Below are 22,832 nucleotides of genomic sequence, written 5' to 3' on the forward strand. Positions count from 1 at the left end.
GTATTAGGCACGCCGCCAGCGTTCATCCTGAGCCAGGATCAAACTCTCCAATAAAGTTAGTTTGTCTAGCATCTAAAAATAAAAATTGACGTTTCACGTTGTTTGTTTCGTTTAGTTTTCAAAGTTCAACATCGCGTTTCAGCGACTTTCATAATATATCATAGTATATTGTTTTCGTCAACAAGTTTTTTTCGATAACTTGTATCCCTCATTTGCTGACTTTTCCTATTATATACACTTTCCTATTGCTATGCAAGTATTATTATAAAAAAATAAGAGGGGGGAGAAATCCCCACTCTTACTCTTCAGACGAATCCTCTTCATTAGATTCTTCTTCTTCATCTTTTTGCGCTTTTGCTACTGTCGCTACCTCTTGCTCATCTTCTAATCGAATTAGACGAACACCTTGTGTATTACGTCCCATTTGAGAAATTTGATCAACCGGCATACGAATAATAACGCCTGCTGCTGTAATTAACATAATGTCTTCTTCACCTGTTACAGACTTAACCGCTACTAACTTACCGTTTTTATCTGTAATATTACAAGTCTTTAGACCTTTACCACCACGACTTTGCAGGCGGTATTCATCAATCGGTGTACGCTTTCCATAACCATTTTTGGTTACAATTAGAACATTTACATCCTCTTCGACAATTTCCATACCTACAACTTGATCTTCATCACCTAATGTAATTGCTTTTACACCAGCCGCATTACGTCCCATTGAACGCACATCTTGCTCATTGAAACGAATTAACATACCGTTACTTGTCCCAACGATAATATCCTTATCACCAGATGTTAAGCGTACAGAGATTAATTCATCCTCTTCACGAAGAGAAATTGCAATTAAACCATTTGTACGTATATTGGCAAATGATGAAAGTGGTGTTCTCTTAGAGATACCTTGTTTCGTTGTAAAGAATAAGAACTGGTCGTCACCAAATTCACGAATTGGAATAATAGCGTTGATCCACTCACCCTTATCTACCCCTAATAGATTAATAATCGGTATACCTTTTGCTGTACGACTATACTCTGGAATTTCATATCCTTTTGTACGGTATACTTTACCCTTGTTTGTGAAGAATAAAATATGATCATGAGTAGACGTTGTTAATAAATGTTCGACAAAGTCATCATCATTCGTACCCATTCCTTGTACACCACGTCCCCCACGGTTCTGTGTTTTGTACGTAGAAGCCGGTAACCTCTTAATATAACCATTATGAGTAAGTGTAATTGCGATATTTTGTTCTGGGATTAAATCTTCATCCTCTATAGCTTCCATACCGCCAATTGTAATTTCTGTTCTTCTCTTATCATTAAAACGCTCTTTTACTTCAGCTAATTCCTCGCGAATAATTTCAAGAACTTTTTCTTCGTCTGCTAAAATTGCTTTTAACTCTGCAATTATCTTCATTAAATCTTGATATTCTTGTTCGATTTTTTCGCGTTCTAATCCAGTTAAACGTTGCAAACGCATATCTAAAATCGCTTGCGCTTGTTTCTCACTTAAGCCGAAACGTTCCATTAAACCTTGTTTTGCAATATCAGCTGTTTTTGAACTACGGATTAAAGTAATAACTTCGTCAAGATGATCTAAAGCAATTCGTAAGCCTTCTAAAATATGAGCACGCGCTTCTGCTTTCTCTAATTCATAAGCAGTACGTCTACGAATCACTACCTTTTGATGCTCTAAATAATAATATAGATTTTGTTTTAAATTTAAGACTTGTGGCTCTCCATTTACAAGAGACAACATATTAATACCGAAACTTGTTTGGAGTGCTGTATGTTTATATAGATTATTTAATAGTACATTGGCATTGGCATCACGACGTACTTCCATAACAATACGCATACCATTTCGATCTGATTCATCACGTAAATCTGTAATACCTTCGATTTTCTTATCACGAACTAGTTCTGCGATCTTTTCAATTAATCGCGCCTTATTAACTTGATAAGGTAGTTCTGTTACGATAATAGTTTGTTTACCATTTGCTCTCTCTTCAATTTCAACTTTAGCACGAAGTATAATAGAACCGCGACCTGTTTCGTAAGCTCTTCGAATTCCACTTCGCCCTAAGATTAAACCTGAAGTTGGGAAGTCTGGTCCAGGAATATATTCCATTAATTCCGCGATAGTGATATCAGGGTGATGACTTAATGCCAACACACCATCAATTACTTCTCCAAGTTGATGCGGTGGAATGTTTGTTGCCATACCAACCGCAATACCCGTCGTACCATTGACTAATAAGTTAGGGAAACGCGCTGGTAATACAACTGGCTCTCTTTCAGAACCATCGTAGTTATCTTGATAATCAATTGTATTCTTTGTAATATCGCGTATTAATTCCATAGAAATCTTAGACATTCTTGCTTCTGTATAACGCATTGCTGCCGCTGAATCTCCATCAACAGAACCGAAATTACCATGTCCATCAACAAGCATGTAACGTTGACTAAAATCTTGTGCCATACGTACCATTGTTTCATAAACAGCTGAATCACCGTGCGGGTGATACTTACCAATTACTTCGCCGACAATACGCGCCGACTTCTTATATGCTTTATCAGCTGTAATTCCTAAATCATTCATCGCATATAAAACCCTACGATGAACTGGTTTTAATCCATCACGAACATCTGGTAATGCACGAGACACGATAACACTCATTGCGTAATCTAAAAATGAGGTACGCATTTCATGACTAATATTAATTTCTCGAATTCGTGCTTGTTGTTGATTGTCTGACATCAACGAGCACCTCCTCTTACATTTCCGTTACACATACATTGATTTATATGTAGAAGACAGGAATACTTAGATTCCTGTCATTACTCACTTAAATATCAAGGTTTTTCACGTATTTTGCATTTTCTTGGATAAAGTTACGACGCGGCTCTACTTTATCACCCATCAAAATTTCAAATGTTTCATCCGCTTCAATTGCATCTTGAAGAGAAACTTGAAGTAATGAACGTACTTCTGGGTCCATTGTCGTCTCCCACAGCTGAGTTGGATTCATTTCCCCTAGACCTTTATAACGCTGAATCCCAGGCTTAGGTTGAGCTGGTAATTCAGCTAGTATTTTTTCAAGTTCTTTATTGTTATAAGCATATTGAATTTTTTTACCTTGTTGTACTTTAAACAACGGTGGCTGTGCGATATATATATATCCACACTCAATGATTTGACGCATATAACGATAGAAGAACGTTAATAATAGGGTACGAATATGTGCACCATCAACATCGGCATCTGTCATAATAATAACTTTATGATAGCGAGCTTTTTCAATAGCAAAATCCCCACCAATATTTGTACCGATTGCTGTAATAATTGTACGAACTTCATCATTCGATAAAATCTTATCTAAACGTGCCTTTTCAACGTTAATAATTTTACCCTTCAGTGGTAAAATCGCTTGAAAATGACGATCGCGTCCTTGTTTTGCAGATCCGCCCGCAGAGTCACCCTCCACGATATAAATTTCGCTAATTGCTGGATCTTTAGAAGAACAATCAGCTAGCTTCCCTGGTAAACTTGAAACTTCTAGAGCACTCTTTCGGCGCGTTAGTTCACGAGCCTTTTTAGCCGCTACACGTGCACGTGCTGCCATAGTCCCTTTATCTATAATTTTACGTGCAACATTGGGATTTTCTAGTAAGAACTTTTCAAACGCCTCTGAGAATACAGACTCTGTAATTGTTCTCGCTTCACTATTTCCAAGTTTCGTCTTTGTTTGTCCTTCAAATTGTGGATTTGGATGCTTAATTGACACGATTGCTGTTAAGCCTTCACGAACATCTTCACCAGTTAAATTACTATCCGCATCTTTTAAAATATTATTTTTACGACCATAATCGTTAATTACACGTGTTAGAGCAGTCTTAAAACCTACCTCATGTGTACCGCCTTCATACGTATGAATATTATTTGTAAATGAATAAATATGATTTGTGTAGCCTTCGTTATATTGAAGAGCAACCTCAACCTGAATCCCATCTTTTGAACCATCAACATATACAGGTTCTTCATGAATCGGTTGTTTTGAACGATTTAAATGTTCAACATATGATTTAATTCCACCTTCATAATGGAATTCTTTCTTTTGCTTATGTTCACGCTTATCTTCAATTGTTAATTTAATATTACGATTTAAAAACGCCAACTCACGCATACGAGTCGCTAATGTATCAAATTCGTATTCTGTCGTCTCTGTAAAAATTTCTGAATCTGGCTTAAAGCGTGTGATCGTTCCTGTACGATCAGTTTCACCTATTACTTTTAAATCTGCAGCCGGTACCCCACGTTCATATTTTTGATAGTGTATTTTTCCATCTCGATGTACAAATACCTCTAATTCTGTTGATAAAGCATTTACAACAGATGCACCTACACCATGCAAACCACCAGAAACTTTATAACCACCACCGCCAAATTTACCACCGGCATGGAGTACCGTCATAATAACTTCTACAGCGGGACGTCCCATTTTTTCTTGTATACCAACAGGGATACCACGGCCATCATCTGTTACAACAATACTATTATCTTCTTCAATACTGACATTAATTTCATCACAATATCCTGCTAAAGCTTCATCAATACTGTTATCAACAATTTCCCATACGAGGTGATGAAGACCTTTTCCACTTGTAGAACCGATATACATACCAGGACGCTTTCGAACTGCCTCCAGTCCTTCTAACACCTGAATCTGACTTTCATCATATGCATTTTCCTGCATTTGCTTTTGTTCCATTGACACAAAGATCACCTACTTTTCCATTTAAACAGAAATTATTTTCTGTCTATTTCACAATCTACCGTGCCGTTCGTTACATGAATTGTTTTCGCTTCTTTCAATGTTTCGTGTTCAATTCCCTCGACACTCGTCGTTGTCACAAAGGTTTGTACTTTTCCTTGAATTGTATTTAGCAGATGCGATTGACGATAATCATCTAATTCTGATAACACATCATCTAGTAAAAGAATTGGATATTCCTTAACCTCTGAGTATATCAATTCAATTTCAGCCAATTTTAGGGATAGTGCGGTTGTTCGTTGTTGTCCTTGTGAACCAAAGACTTGAACATTTTTACTATTAACGAAGAATTGTAAATCATCACGATGAGGACCAAGTAAAGTTGTACCACGAAAAATTTCACGTTGTTTCACAGATTGAAAACTTTCATAGTATACTTCTTTTATTTTCGACAAATCCATTGATTCTGATACATCTACACTTGGTTTATAAACGATTTCTAACTCCTCTAATCCCCTGCTAATTCCGCGATGAATTGGAGCAGCCCATTCTTGTAGTAAATGCAAAAACTCAAAACGTTTTCGCAAAATTTTTGCACCATGCTCAATAAGTTGAAGTGTAAATACATCCAACATCGTTTCCTCGTTTTTACTATTCCCTTGCATCTTCTTAAGTAAATGATTTCGTTGCGTGAGTACCTTTTGATATTGACTTAATTCATACAAATAGACCGGAGCTATTTGTCCAAGTTCCATATCCAAAAAGCGTCTTCGTACTTGAGGGCTTCCTTTTACAAGATTTAAATCTTCTGGGGCAAACATAACAACATTCATTTCACCAATATACTGGCTCAATTTTTGTTGTTCTAACTGATTTAACTTTGCCTTTTTACCTTTTTTTGAAATATTTAATTCTAAGGATACTGAACTATTTCGCCTTTGTAATCTACCTTTTATATTACCATAATCCTCATCCCAACGGATGAGTTCACGATCGTTCGAAGTTCTATGAGATTTCGCCATCGCCAATACATAAATAGCTTCCATCAAATTCGTTTTCCCTTGCGCATTTTCACCAATAATTACATTGACTTTATCCTCAAAGGAAAGCTCTAAATGCTCATAATTGCGATAGTTTTTTAATTGTATTTCTGTAATAAACAAAGGGATCCCCCTTTATGCCTGAACTTGGAAAGTTCCGCTTCCCGGAATTTCAACAATATCATTTGCATATAACTTTCGGCCTCTTCTATTTTCAAGTTCTTGATTCACGTATACTTCATATTCTTGTAAGAACCATTTCACAGCGCCACCTGTATCAATTACATCAGCTAACTTTAAAAATTGTCCTAGTGTAATGTATTCTGTTGAAATCTTAATAAGTTTCATAAAATCGCTCACTTTCTGAAAGTGTTCATTCTTTCATTGTACTAAATAAACTAGCATTAGGAAAGTAATACCCCACAAATCAAATAAGGGTCACTAGTACCTTTACACTAGCAACCCTTAATCCTTACTTAGTAAGTACGGACTGGTAAAATTAATTGGATAATGGAATCATCATTTACTGTGCGAATTAAAAACGGTCTCATCGCTCCAGTAAAACTAACTTTAATTTCTGTACTGTCTAAAGCCTTTAATGCGTCCATCATATATTTTGCACTAAAAGATATTTTTAATTCTTCTCCATCTACATTTTCACATTGAACCTCTTCTACTACTTTTCCGATTTCTGGTGCATTCGAAGAAATCTCTAACATCTGTTGTTCTAATGTCGATAATTTAACAACGTTGTTACGACCATCTCTTGCTAACAGCGACGCACGATCAATCGCTTGTAAAAATTCTTTTGTATTTACAAATATATCAGTTTTACTTTCAGCTGGAATTAAACGCGTTGTATCTGGATAATTTCCTTCTAATAATCTTGAGAAGAATAATAAATGTTTTGTACGGAATAATACTTGATACTCCGTAATAACGATATCTACCATTTCTTCAGATTCATCTAGAATTTTACTTAATTCACTTAAGCTCTTACCAGGAATAACGACATTCGCTTGAAATTCATCGGCAATATTATACCCTTCGATTTTTGCTTTACGAAGTGCTAGTCTGTGACTATCTGTTGCAATACAAGTTAGCTCGCTGTTATATACCTTCCAGTTTACACCTGTCAAGATTGGTCTTGTTTCAGAACTTGAAACTGCAAATACTGTTTGACGAATCATGTGCTTTAGTAAATCTGTTGGAATCTTAAATACATGATGTTCTTCGATTTGTGGTAATAACGGATATTCAGCAGCATCTAAACCATTTAAGTTGAACTCTGATTTTCCAGATTTTATTTTTGTCATAAAATGATTTTCCACAGAAATTTCGACAGTTTCTTTAGGTAATTTTTTTACGATCTCACTAAAATATTTTGCTTGTAAAATAATACTTCCTGATTGTTCAATTTCCACAATTTCTTTTCCAGCATCTTCAACTGGGATAAATGATTCGATAGAGATGTCTGCATCACTACCTGTTAAAGTAACTCCTTCTTCAGTTGCTACAACTTTAATCCCTGTAAGAATTGGAATTGTTGTACGAGAAGAAACTGCCTTCATTACATCTTGTACACTTCTTACAAGATAGTCTTTTTGTATTGTAAAACGCATAACGAAAAACCTCCGGTAAGTATAAGATTTTATTTATTTAATAAAGATAAAAAAGTAGTAGTAATAGTAATAGGGCTTGTGGATATGTGGATAACCCTGTTTAAAGATGTAAAAACAGTCTATCTACATGTGGATAGACTGTGCGTAAAATAAGCTAAGTTATTCACACTATTCAGCTACTACTATTTTAAAATATCCTTAACTTCTTCAACGTGTTTTTGTAATTGAGTATCCGTTTTTAATAGCTTCGAAATTTTTTCGTGAGCATGGATTACTGTTGTATGATCGCGGCCACCAAATTCTTCACCTATTTTTGGCAAAGATGAGTCCGTAAGTTCACGTGATAAATACATCGCAATTTGGCGAGGGAATGCAACGGATTTTGTCCGTTTTTTTGCTTTGAAATCTTCTAATTTTACTTGATAGACGCCCCCAACAGCCTTTTGAATATCAGAAATAGAAATAATTCTAGGTATAGAGTTTGGAATAATATTTTTAAGCGCTTCAGCCGCTAAATCAGCATTCATATCTTTATTAATTAAAGATGAATAAGCTACAACTCGAATAAGTGCACCCTCTAGTTCACGAATATTTGAATCGATTTGATTTGCGATATAAAGCATAACTTCATTTGGTATATCAAGACCTTCTGCTTTTGCTTTTTTACGTAAAATTGCGATTCTAGTTTCTAAATCTGGTGGCGTAATGTCCGTAATTAACCCCCATTCAAAGCGAGAACGAAGGCGATCTTCTAAAGTTGGGATTTCTTTTGGTGGTCTATCGCTTGAAATCACAATTTGTTTACTTTCTTCATGTAACGCATTAAATGTATGGAAAAACTCTTCCTGTGTTTGTTCTTTTCCCGCAAGAAATTGAATATCATCTATCAATAAGACATCTACATTACGATATTTATTACGAAAATCGACAGCTTTATTATCACGAATTGAATTAATAAATTCATTTGTAAATTTTTCAGATGATAAATATACAACTTTTGCATTTGGGTTGTGTTCAATTACATAATGCCCAATTGCGTGCATTAAATGTGTTTTTCCAAGTCCAACGCCCCCGTAAATAAAGAGCGGATTATAGGCTTTAGCTGGTGCTTCAGCTACAGCTAAAGAAGCAGCATGTGCAAAACGATTACCAGAGCCAATAACAAATGTATCAAATGTATATTTTGGGTTTAACATACTCTGTGGTAAGTGATTAGACTCATCATGTGCGTGTTTTTGCTTAACAGAAGGGAGATCTATATCCTCTTCTGCCTGACTTTGGGGAATGATAAAACGAATAGCTAGTTTTGCCCCTGTTAAATCATAAAGTGTTTCGGAGATTAGTTCCGAATAGTGAGATTCTAGCCAGTCACGAGCGAATTCATTTGGAGCTGTAATAGTTAATACATCTTTTTTTAAGTTATGAGCAGTTGTTGATTTTAACCATGTTTCATAACTTGGCTTGCTTACCTTTTTTTCTAATTCTTTTAAGGCACTATTCCATAAATCAGAGATATTTTCCAAAGGTGTCCCTCCTTTACAAAGATGGTAAAAGAATAAGGTTGCGCAACAATTGTACAACCTGTAAATATTTCTAATGCATATTTATACGAAACGTATTTTAAAATATAAAAACGTCGTTAGTATCCGAGATAGAGTTTTCGACAAAATAACAAATGTGGACAACTATTTACCCACATGTGATTTAAACTATCCACATGTTATACACAAATTGTGGATAAAATAAAGGTGTGGAAAACTTATTCAAAGTGAAAACACAACTATAATATCAAAAAAAAGCAGCTATAGCAATGAATTTAAGAAAGTTATCCACAAAATCAATACCTTGTGGAATAAACTTGTCCACAACACGATATACTGTGTAAAAGTAAAAAAAGAGTTTGTGGATATAAAAAAGAGAAAAAATATTTATCCACAAGGAAATATAGGGACTGTGAAAAAGTATGTGAATAGGTTGAAAATGAATATTTGATGAAAATTTCGAGAACCATTGACATTTTCCTATTTGATTTACTATAATTTATTAGACTGTCTTTAACAGATATTCCTCAGGGAGGTGTCATATAATGAAAAGAACTTACCAACCAAATAAACGTAAGCGCAGCAAAGTACATGGTTTCCGCAGCCGTATGAGCACAGCAAACGGACGTAGAGTGCTTGCAGCTCGTCGTCGTAAAGGAAGAAAAGTATTATCTGCGTAGACCACTGAACGTTCAGTGGTCTTTTTTTCTAATAATAATGAGTTTCCGCTGATGAAATACAGGAGTGTCAAATGATATGAAGAAAAAAAATCGTATAAAAAAGAATGATGAATTCCAGGCTGTTTTCCAAAAAGGACAATCAAATGCCAATCGCCAGTTTGTTGTATACAAATTAGATAAAGAAAAACAGCCGCATTTTCGCATTGGTCTTTCTGTTAGTAAGAAAATAGGAAATGCAGTAGTGCGTAATCGAATTAAGCGTATGATTCGCCAATCGATTATAGAATTAAAAGATGAGATAGATTCTGGAAAAGATTTTGTTATAATAGCAAGGAAGCCTTGTGCAGAGATGACATATGAAGAGTTAAAGAAAAGCTTAATTCATGTCTTTAAACGCTCTGGTATGAAAAGAATAAAAAAGTAGCGTAAGGAAATGAATTACACTATATACATACCGAAACAAGGAGGAGCAGGCTTTGAAAAAGAAAATAGGTTTATTAGCCATGGTTATTATGTTAATGGCAATCGCTACCGGTTGTAGTGAAACAAATCAGCCGATTACACCGAAAAGCACTGGGATTTGGAATGAATATTTCGTATACCCGCTTTCTCAGTTAATCACGTATTTTGCAGAATTATTTGGTAGTAATTACGGTTTAGCAATCGTTGTTACAACTCTTATCATTCGTTTTGCATTATTACCATTAATGATTAAACAAACGAAGAGTACGAAAGCAATGCAGGCGTTACAACCAGAAATGGTGAAATTAAAAGAGAAATATAGTTCTAAAGATCAAGCAACACAGCAAAAACTACAACAAGAAATGATGCAGTTATATCAAAAGAATGGTGTAAACCCATTAGCAGGATGTTTACCAATATTTGTTCAGATGCCTATTTTATTCGCATTTTATCATGCGATTATGAGAACAACAGCAATTAGTGAACATACATTTTTATGGTTCGATTTAGGACAGGCGGATCCGTTCTATATCCTTCCAATTGTTGCAGCTATTACGACGTTTATTCAGCAAAAGCTTGCAATGGCAGGAACGGCTGGACAAAATCCGCAAATGGCAATGATGATTTGGCTGATGCCAATTATGATTTTAGTCTTTGCAATTAACTTCCCAGCAGCACTATCATTGTACTGGGTAGTTGGTAATATCTTTGGTATCGCTCAAATGTATATGATCAAAGGGCCTGAAATTAAGGCTAGTAAGGCAGGAGGATCAAGCAAGTGAGTATGATTACTGCTAAAGGACAAACAGTCGAGCTGGCAGTACAAGATGCTTTAAGACAATTAAATGCTTCGAAAGATCGAGTAGATATAAATATTATCGATGAGGGTAAGAGGGGGTTCCTAGGTTTATTTGGGAATCGCCCCGCTGTTGTAGAAGTTGTATTGAAAAAAGATCCAATCCAAGAATGTGAAGAATATTTAAAAAATGTTATTCAAAATATGGGTGTGGAAGTTGAGATTAGAAAAATTGTAAAAGGACGCGAAGTTGAATTTACAATTTCTGGTGAAAACATTGGTGTTTTAATTGGTAAAAGAGGGAATACGTTGAATTCTTTACAGTATTTAACAAAGCTTGTTGCGAACCGTAATACAAAGCAATATATTGGTATTACACTGGATGCTGAAAACTATCGTAGTAAAAGAAAAAATACGTTAGAAACTCTTTCCTATCGATTAGCAAAACAAGTAGTGAGTACGAAAAAAAGAGTTGTTCTAGAACCAATGCCTTCTTTTGAACGGAAAATTATTCACCAAGCATTATCTAATCATCAAAATATCATTACAACTTCTGAAGGGAAAGAACCACATCGGTATGTTGTAATATCTTCCAAGTGACCGGTTACTCAATTGAGTGCCGGTTTTTTTGAGGAGAAAATAAATGTGGATAACTAAAAAACACTAAACTTATCCACTGTGAATAAGTTTAGTGTTTTTTACATAAGGACATAATAAAATGAGTTATTATTCTTTTGTAGATAGGTTCGTTATGGTATCCTAATAATTTAGTGACGGAAAAAATTCATGTTGAAATAGAGATAAATAAGCAAGTGAGGTGAAAGGACATGGAATTTGATACAATTGCCGCAATTTCCACAGCACTTGGGGAAGGTGCAATTGCCATTGTTCGAGTAAGTGGGGATGATGCGATTGAGAAAGTCGATCGTATTTTTAAAGGGAAGGATTTAACACAGGTTTCTTCTCATACAATTCATTATGGTCATATTGTCGATTTAGATACAAATCAAGTTATTGAAGAAGTTATGGTGTCCATTATGCGTGCACCAAGGACTTTTACACGTGAAAATATAGTAGAAATTAACTGTCATGGTGGACTTGTTTCGGTAAATAAAGTATTACAGCTTATTTTAGCGCAAGGAGCACGACTGGCAGAGCCTGGTGAATTTACAAAACGTGCTTTTTTAAATGGACGTATTGATTTGTCACAAGCAGAAGCTGTTATGGACTTAATCCGTGCGAAAACAGATCGTGCTATGAATGTAGCGATTAACCAAATGGAAGGACGATTATCTAAATTAATCGGCCATCTGCGTCAAGAAATATTAGAAACATTAGCTCATATTGAGGTGAATATAGATTACCCAGAATATGATGATGTAGAAGAGATGACGCATAATATTTTAATTGAGAAAGCTACACATGTCCGTGCTGAAATTGCAAAGATATTAGAAACATCGAAGCAAGGAAAGATTTTACGTGAAGGCATTTCTACCGCGATTATCGGTAGACCTAACGTTGGGAAATCATCGCTATTAAATAGTCTTGTTCAGGAGAAAAAGGCAATTGTAACTGATATTGCAGGAACAACTCGTGATGTTATTGAAGAGTACGTTAATGTGCGTGGTGTACCACTTAAACTTATAGATACAGCCGGAATTCGTGAAACGGAAGATATTGTTGAACGAATTGGTGTAGAGCGTTCGAAGGAAATGATGAGCCAAGCAGACTTAGTGTTAATTGTAGTGAACTATAGCGAGGCTTTAACAAATGAAGATGAGGATCTATTCCGTGCCGTACAAGGAAAAGATTTCATTGTCATTGTAAATAAGACAGATTTACCGCAAGAAATTGATATGGAACGTGTTACAGATTTAGCGGTAGGCAATCGTGTTATTACAACATCTTTAATTGAGGAGCAAGGAATAGATGAGCTTGAAAAGGCAATAGCTGATTTATTCTTTGAAGGAACAATTGATTCTGCGGATATGACATACGTGTCTAATGCGAGACATATCGGATTATTAACACAAGCAGGAAGAACAATTAACGATGCAATTGAAGCGATAGAAAATGGTGTTCCGATTGATATGGTTCAAATTGATTTAACAAGAGCGTGGGAAATACTTGGTGAAATTACTGGTGATACTGTCCATGAAAGCTTAATTGACCAATTGTTCTCTCAATTTTGTTTAGGAAAATAAAGTGAAACTTTAATCAGAGATGATTTAGTAAGATTAAGATAGAGGTTATTAGGAGGAATAAACAATGGGATACAATGCCGGTTTATATGATGTCATAGTAATCGGTGCAGGTCATGCAGGATGTGAAGCTGGTCTTGCGGCAGCACGAATGGGCTCAAAAACATTAATGTTAACAATTAACTTAGATATGGTAGCGTTCATGCCATGTAACCCTTCTGTTGGTGGACCAGCAAAAGGGATTGTTGTTCGTGAAATTGATGCATTAGGCGGAGAAATGGGACGCAATATTGATAAAACACATATTCAAATGCGTATGTTAAATACGGGTAAAGGACCAGCTGTACGCGCGCTTCGTGCACAAGCTGATAAATTCTCTTACCAGCATGAATTAAAGAAAACAATTGAAGAAACACCAAACTTAACGTTGTTTCAAGGTCTGGTAGAGCGTTTAATTATTGAAGATGGTGTATGTAAAGGGGTAATTACGCAAGCTGGTGCTGAATACACAGCGAAAACAGTTGTAATTACAACGGGAACATTTTTACGTGGTGAGATTATTATGGGAGATTTAAAATATTCAAGTGGTCCAAATAATCAGCAACCATCTATTACATTATCTGAACACTTAGAGGAACTTGGTTTTGATCTTGTTAGATTTAAAACAGGTACACCTCCGCGTGTAAACAGTAATACGATTGATTATAGTAAAACAGAAATTCAACCAGGTGATGATAAGCCACGTGCTTTCTCTTTTGAAACGACAAAATTTATTATGGATCAAATTCCATGTTGGTTAACGTATACAAGTACAGAAACACATCGTTTAATAGATGAAAACTTACATCGCTCAGCTATGTATTCTGGTATGATTAAAGGAACAGGGCCTAGATATTGCCCTTCAATTGAAGACAAGGTAGTAAGATTTAATGATAAACCACGTCATCAAATTTTCTTAGAGCCAGAAGGACGTAATACACAAGAAGTATATGTACAAGGCTTATCGACGAGCTTACCAGAAGATGTACAGCGTGCAATGCTTAGAACAATTCCTGGCCTGGAAAATGTTGAAATGATGCGTACGGGTTATGCAATTGAATATGATGCAATCGTACCAACTCAACTATGGCCAACACTTGAAACGAAAAAAATTAAAAATTTATATACAGCAGGACAAATTAATGGAACTTCTGGTTACGAAGAAGCGGCAGGACAAGGGCTTATGGCTGGAATTAATGCAGCATGTCGTTCTTTAGGTAAAAAAGAAGTTATTTTAGGTCGCGCTGATGCATATATTGGTGTTTTAATTGATGATCTTGTAACGAAAGGTACAAATGAACCATATCGTTTATTAACGTCTCGTGCAGAATATCGCCTATTATTACGCCATGATAATGCAGATCTTCGTCTAACTGAGGTTGGGCGTGAAATTGGTTTAATTAAAGAAGATCGTTATGAGAGATTTACAAATAAGAAACTACAAATTGAACAGGAGAAGGAACGGTTAGAGAGTATTTTTATTAAACCGCGTCCTGAAGTTCAAGAATTAATTCGTAGTATTGGCGGAAGTGAATTGAAAGATGGAATACGTGCAAGTGACTTATTACGTCGTCCAGAGGTGACATATGAGCATATTCATCTTTTAGTACCAAGTGAAGTAGCATTAAGTGATGAAATTACGGAACAAGTTGAAATTCAGACCAAGTACGAAGGATATATCGAGAAATCTTTACAGCAAGTAGAACGTATGAAGAAAATGGAAAACAAAAAAATCCCTGTGGATATTGATTATGATGCGATTTCTAGCCTTGCCTCAGAAGCAAGACAGAAATTGAAAGATGTTCGTCCGCTTTCAATGGGGCAAGCTTCACGTATTTCTGGTGTAAATCCAGCTGATGTTTCAATTTTGCTTATTTACATTGAACAAGGAAAAATTGCACGAGTATCGAACCAATAACATAGTAAGGAGATATTGCTAGATGAACATAGAACAATTTCAATCTATGCTAGAAGAGAAGGGTATTTCCCTCTCTTCTAGACAGTTAGAGCAGTTCGGAATCTATTTTGAAACATTAGTAGAGTGGAATGAAAAAATGAACTTAACGGCTATTACGGAGAAAGAAGAAGTATACTTAAAACACTTTTTTGATTCTGTTACAGCGGCTTTTTATTATGATTTTTCGAAACCATTTTCTATTTGTGATGTTGGAGCAGGAGCTGGATTCCCAAGTATCCCTTTAAAAATCTGTTTCCCGCACTTAAAAGTAACAATTGTAGATTCATTACAAAAACGTATTAATTTCTTAAATCACTTAGCGCAAAAGTTAGAATTAAGTGATGTTGCATTTTGTCATGATCGTGCTGAAACATTTGGAAAAAAAGAAGGTGTACGTGAAGCATACGATATTGTAATGGCACGTGCAGTTGCACGTCTTTCTGTATTAAGTGAGCTATGTTTACCACTTGTAAAAGTAGGGGGAACATTCATTGCAATGAAAGGTGCAGCGGCTAACGAAGAAATCGAAAATGGCAAATATGCTTTAGAGGTACTTGGCGGAGAATTGAAAGAAATGTCTACGTTCCAATTACCGTTTGAAGAAAGTGAACGTAATATTTTATTAATCGAGAAAAAGCGCAAGACACCAAAGAAATATCCACGCAAACCGGGAACGCCCAATAAATTACCTATTGAAAAATAAATCTTATTAGACGTAAGATTAAATTATATAAATGAAAACGTAAATGTTTCATGGGAAACATTTTATGTAGAACAGTCAATAGGCCTAAAAGGTGGTGGAATATGTATGAAAAATACGTTTTCTCGTTTATTTGGCTTTGGAGATAAAGAGAGCGAATTCGAATTACAAGACGAAAGCCATGAAGAAATAGCTAAAAAGGTATATGAAGAAATACAGGAAATTCCGATAGTAAACATTACCCCTAACCGTTATCAACCACGAACAGTTTTTGACGATGCACGTATTGAGGAGCTAGCATTAACGATTCGTACACATGGGCTTATCCAACCGATTGTTGTGAGACAGTATGAGGATGATAAGTACGAGATTATTGCCGGGGAAAGACGTTTCCGCGCAGCAACAAAGTTAGGGTGGGAAAAAGTTCCTGCAATAATAAAGAATTTAAATGATACTGAGACAGCTTCTGTAGCGTTAATTGAAAATTTGCAACGTGAGGAATTAACAGCAATTGAGGAAGCTGTGGCATATCAAAAGCTGATTGAGTTACATAATTTAACACAAGAAGCATTGGCACAACGACTTGGAAAAGGACAATCGACAGTCGCAAATAAATTGCGATTATTAAAATTGCCTGAAGAAATCAAAAGTGCATTATTAGAAAAAAGTATTACAGAACGGCATGCTCGCGCCCTTATTCCTTTGAAAAATGAGGAATTACAACTGAAGGTTTTACAAGAGATTGTGGAGAAGCAATTGAATGTAAAGCAAACAGAAGAACGAATTGCAAAGTTACTAGAAGAAGTAAAACCAAAGCGCAAAGCGAAGCAAAAAGCAGTAAGTCGAGATGCGAGAATTGCTATGAACACAATTAGACAATCATTACAAATGGTTGCTAATAGTGGTTTGAATGTTAATTCTGCGGAAGAAGAGTTTGATGAATACTATCAAATTACGATTAAAATTCCGAAGAAAAAATAATTACGTGCTAGAGACCTTATCCTATTGGAGAGGTCTCTTTTACTATATTTTCTTGTTAAAGCAAGAAGGAGTTTAGAAATAAATTTTGAAGTTTAATAAGGACGTAAAAGAAAAACTTTTATTTCATGTTACAATAAACGTAATTGTTTCTAGAATAAGAAAGAAAGGTTGAAAGTAGGTGACATCATGGGAAAAATCATTGCTATTGCTAATCAAAAAGGCGGTGTTGGAAAAACAACAACATCCGTTAATTTAGGGGCTGGATTGGCACAAGTAGGAAAAAAAGTCCTTCTCGTAGATATTGATGCTCAAGGAAATGCAACGACTGGTGTAGGGATTGAAAAGTCTGAATTAGATCAATGTATTTATAATGTTCTTGTAGAAGATGCAGATGTTCAAGGTGCCATACGGAAAACCGCAACTGAAAACTTAGATGTTCTACCCGCTACAATTCAATTGGCTGGTGCTGAAATTGAATTGGTACCAACCATTTCCCGGGAAGTACGCTTGCAAAGAGCGTTACAGCCAATTCGTGATGAATATGAGTATATTATTATTGACTGTCCCCCATCATTAGGGTTATTAACGATTAATGCATTAACAGCAGCAGATTCTGTTATTATTCCTGTACAGTGTGAATATTACGCGCTGGAAGGGTTAAGTCAGCTACTAAATACAGTTCGACTTGTGCAAAAGCATTTAAATAAAAATTTAGCAATTCAAGGTGTATTGTTAACGATGTTGGATGCTCGTACAAATTTAGGAATTCAAGTTATAGATGAAGTGAAAAAATACTTTAGGGATAAAGTATATCGTTCGATTATTCCTCGTAATGTTCGCTTAAGTGAGGCACCAAGTCATGGAAAACCAATTATGCAGTATGACGCTAAATCAAGAGGAGCAGAAGTATATTTAGATTTAGCAGAGGAAGTGATTGCAGGTGGCTAAGGGATTAGGAAGAGGAATCAATGTGTTTTTTCCAGATTTAGATGTGAAAGAAGAAGAAACGATTCAGGAGATTATCGTAACTGAATTAAGGCCGAATCCATATCAACCACGTAAGCATTTCAATAAAGAAGCGATTCAGGAATTAGCGGCTTCTATTAAAGAACACGGTATATTGCAACCGTTAATTGCTCGAAAGAGTATTAAAGGATATGAAATAGTTGCAGGTGAAAGAAGATATCGTGCTGCTAAAGAGGCCGGACTTGAGAAAGTGCCTGCTGTTGTAAGGCAATTAAATGAGCAACAAATGATGGAATTTGCTTTGCTTGAAAATTTACAACGAGAAGATTTAAATCCTATGGAAGAGGCAATGGCATATCAGATGTTAATGAACGAGCTAAATGTAACACAAGAACAATTAGCAAAACGTCTTGGTAAAAGCAGACCTTATATCGCAAATTATACTCGTTTGTTAAGCCTCCCTTCATTCGTTCAAGATATGATTGCAAACGGTGAGCTTTCAATGGCTCATGGAAGAACTTTACTTACAATAAAAGATGAAGAACAGTTGAAATCTTTATTGAAACGAATTGAAAAAGAAGGATTGAATGTTCGTCAATTGGAACAAATTGTCCAGGAGATTAATCAACGTGTTTCACGTGAAACACAACAAGTGAAAAAAGAAAGAAATATATTTTTTGTAGAGCGTGAAACGTTTTTAAGAGAAAAGTTTGGTACGGATGTAAAGATTAAAGAAACGAAAAAAGAAAAAGGTAAAATCGAAATCGAATTTTTTAATAAAGAAGATTTAAATCGAATTTTAGAATTATTATCAAAGGAAAATTAAAAAGCAAGCCATCTTATTGTTTATAGATGGTTTGCTTTTTTTAATGCAGATAATTTTTGGTCTGTTTCTTTTATACTTTGTGCAATTACATCAGCCATCTTCATGACTAAACTTAGTCTTGTATTTTGAAGTACGAAAAACTCCATGAAACCATTTAAATTTACGATGCCATGTATGTGTAAATTACCGACTTCAGGTAATTTCTTATTCATCGCAGCTCCAGGTTTACTAGGTCCCTTTCCGGTAGTTATAGAACCGATACTTTGAGATTTCCCTAAACATGCATCAACAGCAATAATAAATGAAGCAGGATTTTCTTTCTGTATATTCTGAATTTTTTCTTCTAAATTTAGCGCGTGTATTGGTTCATCTAGTGTGCCGAATACTTGAAGATTTTTGATTTCAATTTGTTCTAGTTTAGTACCGACTAGCGGACCAAGTGCATCACCGGTGGAGCGGTCTGTTCCGATACAAACGAGAATGAGTGGCATATTAGTCTTAATGGGAATATGAGAAAGTAAGAAATTACTGATTGTCTCGGAGGCTTCTAAGTCATGATGCATAACATTTTGAGTTTCTTTTTCAAAAAAAGGTAAGCGAAAACTTCTAATATTCATGAAGCACCCATCCTTTTAATAAATTTTCACAATATGTTATATGTTGTGTGAAATGGAAAATTATAAGTGCATACTTTTTACAAACTGTGAATGAAAACGGAAATAATAGTACTAGTATATATATATTCGTCTCATTTTATACCTGAATAGAAGTTAACAAATGGAATTAAAGTTATAAATTTTTTTCAGAAATCAGAGAGAGTTCTGATACAATAAGAAGGATAACTATAAAAGAAATTTTAGCTGGAGAGGTAGAGGGACATGGATTTAGCGTTGAAATGGTTTGAGTCCATTGATTGGACGAATATAGGTGTAAAATCACTACAAATAGTCGTTATTTTAATACTTGGTGCAATCGTTGTGCGAGTTGCAAGAGCAATTGTACGAAATGCGTTTCGCATGGGAAGTCGTTCACCGATTCAAATTTCAGAACGTCGTACAGTTACGGTAGCAAAATTGCTTGAAAATATTGTGGCATATGTTGTTATGTTTATTATGTTAATAGCGATTTTAGGTGTATTTGAAATTAATGCATCAGGTTTATTAGCGGGTGCCGGGGTAATTGGTTTGGCAGTCGGATTTGGTGCTCAAAGTTTAGTGAAAGATGTCATTACAGGACTATTTATTTTGCTGGAAGATCAGTTTTCGGTAGGTGACTATGTAAGAATTGGTCAATTTGAGGGAGTCGTTTTAGAAATTGGACTTCGTACAACGAAAGTAAAGAGTTGGACAGGTGAAATTCATACTTTGCCAAATGGAAGTATCATTCAAGTTACTAATTTTTCAGTTAGTAATAGTGTCGCATTTGTTGATGTATCCATTTCATATGAGAGTGACATAGTGAAAGCAGAGCAAGTCATTGAAGATTTATTAGTTGAGCTTCCTGAAAAATATGAGAAGATGATAGCGACTCCTCAACTATTAGGTGTTCAAACGTTAGCTGCATCTGAGGTTGTATTACGCGTTATTGCTGAGGTAGAACCGATGCAGCATGCAGTTATTGCGAGGGCTCTTCGCAAAGAGATTAAAAATCGTCTTGATTTACATGGTATTGAAATTCCATACCCACGTATGGTTTTATATAGTCGCGAAGAATTAGTTAGTGAAAAAGCAATTTAATAGTGGGAGGGATTTAGAGAATGGAGCAAAAGCAATATAACTTGTACGATGTTGTGGAAATGAAGAAAGCCCATCCATGTGGTGAAAATCGCTGGAAGATTATTCGTATGGGAATGGATATCCGCGTTAAGTGCGAGGGGTGTGACCATTCGGTAATGATTCCTCGAAGAGAGTTTGATCGCAAGGTGAAAAAAATACTTGTGAAGCACGAAGAATAGTGAAAAAGCAACAGCTGCAGTAGACAGCCGTTGCTTTTTTTCATTTGGTGGAAACTTGTCATTTTTTTCGTTACTATCTATAATGATGAAAGATTGAGACATAGGAGTGAAAAATATGGGATTAACGGCTGGGATTGTTGGATTACCTAACGTAGGTAAGTCCACTTTATTTAATGCAATTACACAAGCAGGAGCAGAATCTGCGAACTATCCATTCTGTACAATCGATCCAAACGTAGGGATTGTAGAAGTACCAGATGAGCGTCTAAATAAATTAACGGAATTAGTAGAACCGAAAAAAACTGTTCCGACTGTATTTGAATTTACTGATATTGCAGGTATCGTAAAAGGTGCGAGTAAAGGTGAAGGGTTAGGAAATAAATTCTTATCTCACATTCGTCAAGTAGATGCAATTTGCCAAGTTGTTCGTTGTTTTGAAGATGAAAATATTACGCACGTTTCAGGAAAAGTAGATCCAATTGATGACATTGAAACAATTAACTTAGAACTAATCTTAGCGGATTTGGAATCTGTTGATAAGCGTATCGAACGAGTTGCGAAGTTAGCAAGACAAAAAGATAAAGAAGCTGTATATGAGCATGAAATTTTAGTTCGTTTAAAAGAAGCTTTTGAAGAGGGAAAACCAGCTCGTACTGTTGAATTTACAGAAGAGCAAATGAAGATTGTTAAAGGCCTTCATTTACTTACAACGAAAGAAATGCTATATGTAGCAAACGTAAGTGAAGATGATATTATGGATCCTTCTGACAATAAATATGTACAAATGGTAAAAGAATTTGCAGCAAATGAAAATTCTCAAGTAATCGTTGTATGTGCAAAAATCGAAGAAGAAATCGCTGAGCTAGACGAGGAAGAGAAAAAAGTATTCCTTGAAGAACTAGGCATTGAAGAATCTGGTTTAGATCAATTAATTCGTGCTGCATATGATTTATTAGGACTTGCTACTTACTTCACAGCTGGTGTGCAAGAAGTACGTGCATGGACGTTTAAACAAGGTATGAAAGCACCACAATGTGCTGGTGTAATTCATACAGACTTTGAGCGTGGATTTATTCGTGCGGAAACAGTTTCTTATGATGATTTAATGACAAACGGTTCTATGACAGCTGCAAAAGAAGCTGGAAAAGTACGTTTAGAAGGAAAAGAGTATATCGTAAAAGACGGAGATGTTATGCACTTCCGCTTTAACGTTTAATTTAATATTTCCTAGGAAAAATAAAGATATGAACTTGGCAAATATATTATATGTTTGCCAAGTTTTTTACGTATTGGTGAGTTGATTCATATAACTTACTATGATATAATCTAAACTCGTGAGTAATTACTATAAATTAATTGCTCCTTGCCCATTATGGGCCGTTTAGACCAAAAGGAGGTGAAAGTGTAATGAGAAAGTACGAAATTATGTACATCATTCGTCCTGGCGTTGAAGAAGAAGCTCAAAAAGCTTTAGTTGAACGTTTTGCAGGTGTTTTAACAAACAATGGTGCAGAAATCATTAACACGAAAGAGTGGGGTAAGCGTCGTTTAGCTTACGAAATCAACGACTTACGTGAAGGTTTCTACATGATCTTAAACGTGAACTCTAACTCAGAGGCGATTAACGAATTCGACCGTTTAGCTAAGATCAACGAAGATATCCTTCGTCATATCGTTGTTAAAGAAGAAGAAAAATAATTGATATATAAGGGAGAGTGGTTCGATTGATGAATCGTGTTATCCTCGTTGGTCGTTTAACTAAGGACCCTGACTTACGTTACACGCCCAATGGTGTTGCAGTAGCTACTTTTACGTTAGCTGTGAATCGCGCATTTGCGAATCAACAAGGTGAGCGTGAAGCTGACTTTATTAATTGTGTAATATGGCGTAAACAAGCAGAAAACGTGGCAAATTATTTGAAAAAAGGTAGCCTAGCAGGCGTAGACGGACGTCTTCAAACTCGTAATTACGATGGACAAGATGGTAAACGTGTATATGTAACAGAAGTTCTTGCGGAGAGCGTACAATTTTTAGAGCCGCGTAATGGCGGTGGGGAGCAACGTGGTTCATTCAATCAGCAACCATCAGGAGCTGGTTTCGGTAACCAAAGCTCTAACCCATTTGGTCAATCTAGTAATTCAGGTAACCAAGGTAATCAAGGTAACTCTGGATTTACGAAGAATGACGATCCATTTTCGAATGTTGGTCAACCGATTGACATTTCGGACGACGATTTACCATTTTAATGGTGTGAATCGGCTATTTTTAACAAAGAATGGAGGG

Annotated in this window: 22 protein-coding genes; 15 read left to right on the forward strand and 7 right to left on the reverse strand. The window is 35.6% G+C overall.

Going from position 1 to position 22,832, the window contains the following annotated elements; translation table 11 throughout:
• Positions 1-298: 298 nt before the first annotated feature.
• From gyrA to dnaA, 6 genes are all read right to left on the reverse strand, one after another.
• Entirely contained in the window at positions 299-2,770 is a 2,472-nt protein-coding gene (gyrA, locus tag AC1DKZ_RS26270; protein ID WP_476997400.1) for a DNA gyrase subunit A, read from the reverse strand.
• Between the two features lie 88 nt (positions 2,771-2,858).
• Positions 2,859-4,781: a DNA topoisomerase (ATP-hydrolyzing) subunit B gene (gene gyrB / locus AC1DKZ_RS26275; RefSeq protein ID WP_002034986.1), complete on the reverse strand. Its 1,923-nt coding sequence runs from the start codon at positions 4,779-4,781 to the stop codon at positions 2,859-2,861.
• 38 nt (positions 4,782-4,819) lie between these two features.
• Positions 4,820-5,947 (reverse strand): DNA replication/repair protein RecF, encoded by a 1,128-nt coding sequence (gene recF, locus AC1DKZ_RS26280; protein WP_002016486.1) that lies wholly within the window; start codon positions 5,945-5,947, stop codon positions 4,820-4,822.
• Positions 5,948-5,959: 12 nt separating this feature from the next.
• The gene (gene yaaA, locus AC1DKZ_RS26285; RefSeq protein WP_002016484.1) at positions 5,960-6,172 is read right to left on the reverse strand and encodes a S4 domain-containing protein YaaA; all 213 of its coding nucleotides are present in this window, start codon (positions 6,170-6,172) and stop codon (positions 5,960-5,962) included.
• 128 nt (positions 6,173-6,300) lie between these two features.
• Entirely contained in the window at positions 6,301-7,446 is a 1,146-nt protein-coding gene (gene dnaN, locus AC1DKZ_RS26290) for a DNA polymerase III subunit beta (protein ID WP_002034988.1), read from the reverse strand.
• Positions 7,447-7,628: 182 nt separating this feature from the next.
• The gene (dnaA, locus tag AC1DKZ_RS26295; RefSeq protein WP_002016481.1) at positions 7,629-8,969 is read right to left on the reverse strand and encodes a chromosomal replication initiator protein DnaA; all 1,341 of its coding nucleotides are present in this window, start codon (positions 8,967-8,969) and stop codon (positions 7,629-7,631) included.
• 563 nt (positions 8,970-9,532) lie between these two features.
• Between dnaA and rpmH the strand changes: the two genes are divergently transcribed.
• The 10 genes from rpmH to spo0J all read left to right on the forward strand — a co-directional run bounded on the left by rpmH (position 9,533) and on the right by spo0J (position 18,595).
• On the forward strand, positions 9,533-9,667 hold the full coding sequence (gene rpmH, locus AC1DKZ_RS26300) for a 50S ribosomal protein L34 (protein WP_002068706.1): 135 nt from the start codon (positions 9,533-9,535) through the stop codon (positions 9,665-9,667).
• Between the two features lie 76 nt (positions 9,668-9,743).
• Entirely contained in the window at positions 9,744-10,091 is a 348-nt protein-coding gene (gene rnpA, locus AC1DKZ_RS26305; protein ID WP_002089963.1) for a ribonuclease P protein component, read from the forward strand.
• 52 nt (positions 10,092-10,143) lie between these two features.
• Positions 10,144-10,911, forward strand: coding sequence for a YidC family membrane integrase SpoIIIJ (gene spoIIIJ / locus AC1DKZ_RS26310; RefSeq protein WP_002089960.1), 768 nt, complete (start codon positions 10,144-10,146; stop codon positions 10,909-10,911).
• Entirely contained in the window at positions 10,908-11,525 is a 618-nt protein-coding gene (gene jag, locus AC1DKZ_RS26315; RefSeq protein WP_002130196.1) for an RNA-binding cell elongation regulator Jag/EloR, read from the forward strand. The genes spoIIIJ and jag overlap by 4 nt, the downstream gene beginning before the upstream one ends.
• 227 nt (positions 11,526-11,752) lie before the next feature.
• On the forward strand, positions 11,753-13,129 hold the full coding sequence (gene mnmE, locus AC1DKZ_RS26320) for a tRNA uridine-5-carboxymethylaminomethyl(34) synthesis GTPase MnmE (protein ID WP_002068714.1): 1,377 nt from the start codon (positions 11,753-11,755) through the stop codon (positions 13,127-13,129).
• A 64-nt stretch (positions 13,130-13,193) separates the two neighbouring features.
• Positions 13,194-15,083: a tRNA uridine-5-carboxymethylaminomethyl(34) synthesis enzyme MnmG gene (mnmG, locus tag AC1DKZ_RS26325; protein WP_002068716.1), complete on the forward strand. Its 1,890-nt coding sequence runs from the start codon at positions 13,194-13,196 to the stop codon at positions 15,081-15,083.
• Between the two features lie 22 nt (positions 15,084-15,105).
• Positions 15,106-15,825 (forward strand): 16S rRNA (guanine(527)-N(7))-methyltransferase RsmG, encoded by a 720-nt coding sequence (gene rsmG / locus AC1DKZ_RS26330; protein WP_002016472.1) that lies wholly within the window; start codon positions 15,106-15,108, stop codon positions 15,823-15,825.
• Positions 15,826-15,930: 105 nt separating this feature from the next.
• On the forward strand, positions 15,931-16,803 hold the full coding sequence (gene noc / locus AC1DKZ_RS26335; RefSeq protein WP_002016471.1) for a nucleoid occlusion protein: 873 nt from the start codon (positions 15,931-15,933) through the stop codon (positions 16,801-16,803).
• A gap of 186 nt (positions 16,804-16,989) precedes the next feature.
• The gene (gene soj / locus AC1DKZ_RS26340; RefSeq protein WP_002016469.1) at positions 16,990-17,751 is read left to right on the forward strand and encodes a sporulation initiation inhibitor protein Soj; all 762 of its coding nucleotides are present in this window, start codon (positions 16,990-16,992) and stop codon (positions 17,749-17,751) included.
• Positions 17,744-18,595, forward strand: a complete 852-nt coding sequence (gene spo0J / locus AC1DKZ_RS26345; protein ID WP_171903152.1) for a stage 0 sporulation protein Spo0J — start codon at positions 17,744-17,746, stop codon at positions 18,593-18,595. Before soj ends, spo0J begins: the two co-directional genes overlap by 8 nt.
• Positions 18,596-18,615: 20 nt before the next feature.
• Here spo0J and yyaC read toward each other — a convergent pair whose 3' ends face one another.
• Positions 18,616-19,212, reverse strand: a complete 597-nt coding sequence (gene yyaC / locus AC1DKZ_RS26350; protein WP_476997401.1) for a spore protease YyaC — start codon at positions 19,210-19,212, stop codon at positions 18,616-18,618.
• Between the two features lie 261 nt (positions 19,213-19,473).
• On the opposite strand from yyaC, the gene AC1DKZ_RS26355 reads away from it, so the two are divergent.
• From AC1DKZ_RS26355 to ssb, 5 genes are all read left to right on the forward strand, one after another.
• Positions 19,474-20,331, forward strand: coding sequence for a mechanosensitive ion channel family protein (locus tag AC1DKZ_RS26355; RefSeq protein WP_476997402.1), 858 nt, complete (start codon positions 19,474-19,476; stop codon positions 20,329-20,331).
• 20 nt (positions 20,332-20,351) lie between these two features.
• Complete coding sequence (locus AC1DKZ_RS26360; RefSeq protein ID WP_000436054.1) at positions 20,352-20,549, forward strand: DUF951 domain-containing protein; 198 nt, start codon at positions 20,352-20,354, stop codon at positions 20,547-20,549.
• A gap of 115 nt (positions 20,550-20,664) precedes the next feature.
• Entirely contained in the window at positions 20,665-21,765 is a 1,101-nt protein-coding gene (gene ychF / locus AC1DKZ_RS26365) for a redox-regulated ATPase YchF (protein ID WP_002089951.1), read from the forward strand.
• A gap of 191 nt (positions 21,766-21,956) precedes the next feature.
• Complete coding sequence (gene rpsF, locus AC1DKZ_RS26370; protein ID WP_001233782.1) at positions 21,957-22,247, forward strand: 30S ribosomal protein S6; 291 nt, start codon at positions 21,957-21,959, stop codon at positions 22,245-22,247.
• Between the two features lie 26 nt (positions 22,248-22,273).
• Positions 22,274-22,795 carry a single-stranded DNA-binding protein gene (gene ssb, locus AC1DKZ_RS26375; protein ID WP_000981963.1) on the forward strand — a complete coding sequence of 174 codons (522 nt, stop codon included), beginning with the start codon at positions 22,274-22,276 and terminating at the stop codon, positions 22,793-22,795.
• Positions 22,796-22,832 lie beyond the last annotated feature (37 nt).

The sequence above is a fragment of the Bacillus sp. 05T21 genome, assembly GCF_056396785.1.

Excerpts from the sequence above, each read along its gene's own strand:
- soj (WP_002016469.1), top strand. The coding sequence starts at position 16,990 with ATGGGAAAAATCATTGCTATTGCTAATCAAAAAGGCGGTGTTGGAAAA.
- rnpA (WP_002089963.1), top strand. The coding sequence starts at position 9,744 with ATGAAGAAAAAAAATCGTATAAAAAAGAATGATGAATTCCAGGCTGTT.
- rsmG (WP_002016472.1), top strand. The coding sequence starts at position 15,106 with ATGAACATAGAACAATTTCAATCTATGCTAGAAGAGAAGGGTATTTCC.
- mnmG (WP_002068716.1), top strand. The coding sequence starts at position 13,194 with ATGGGATACAATGCCGGTTTATATGATGTCATAGTAATCGGTGCAGGT.
- rpsF (WP_001233782.1), top strand. The coding sequence starts at position 21,957 with ATGAGAAAGTACGAAATTATGTACATCATTCGTCCTGGCGTTGAAGAA.
- AC1DKZ_RS26360 (WP_000436054.1), top strand. The coding sequence starts at position 20,352 with ATGGAGCAAAAGCAATATAACTTGTACGATGTTGTGGAAATGAAGAAA.
- gyrA (WP_476997400.1), bottom strand. The coding sequence starts at position 2,770 with ATGTCAGACAATCAACAACAAGCACGAATTCGAGAAATTAATATTAGT.
- gyrB (WP_002034986.1), bottom strand. The coding sequence starts at position 4,781 with ATGGAACAAAAGCAAATGCAGGAAAATGCATATGATGAAAGTCAGATT.
- mnmE (WP_002068714.1), top strand. The coding sequence starts at position 11,753 with ATGGAATTTGATACAATTGCCGCAATTTCCACAGCACTTGGGGAAGGT.
- yaaA (WP_002016484.1), bottom strand. The coding sequence starts at position 6,172 with ATGAAACTTATTAAGATTTCAACAGAATACATTACACTAGGACAATTT.
- AC1DKZ_RS26355 (WP_476997402.1), top strand. The coding sequence starts at position 19,474 with ATGGATTTAGCGTTGAAATGGTTTGAGTCCATTGATTGGACGAATATA.
- yyaC (WP_476997401.1), bottom strand. The coding sequence starts at position 19,212 with ATGAATATTAGAAGTTTTCGCTTACCTTTTTTTGAAAAAGAAACTCAA.
- ychF (WP_002089951.1), top strand. The coding sequence starts at position 20,665 with ATGGGATTAACGGCTGGGATTGTTGGATTACCTAACGTAGGTAAGTCC.
- dnaN (WP_002034988.1), bottom strand. The coding sequence starts at position 7,446 with ATGCGTTTTACAATACAAAAAGACTATCTTGTAAGAAGTGTACAAGAT.
- noc (WP_002016471.1), top strand. The coding sequence starts at position 15,931 with ATGAAAAATACGTTTTCTCGTTTATTTGGCTTTGGAGATAAAGAGAGC.
- rpmH (WP_002068706.1), top strand. The coding sequence starts at position 9,533 with ATGAAAAGAACTTACCAACCAAATAAACGTAAGCGCAGCAAAGTACAT.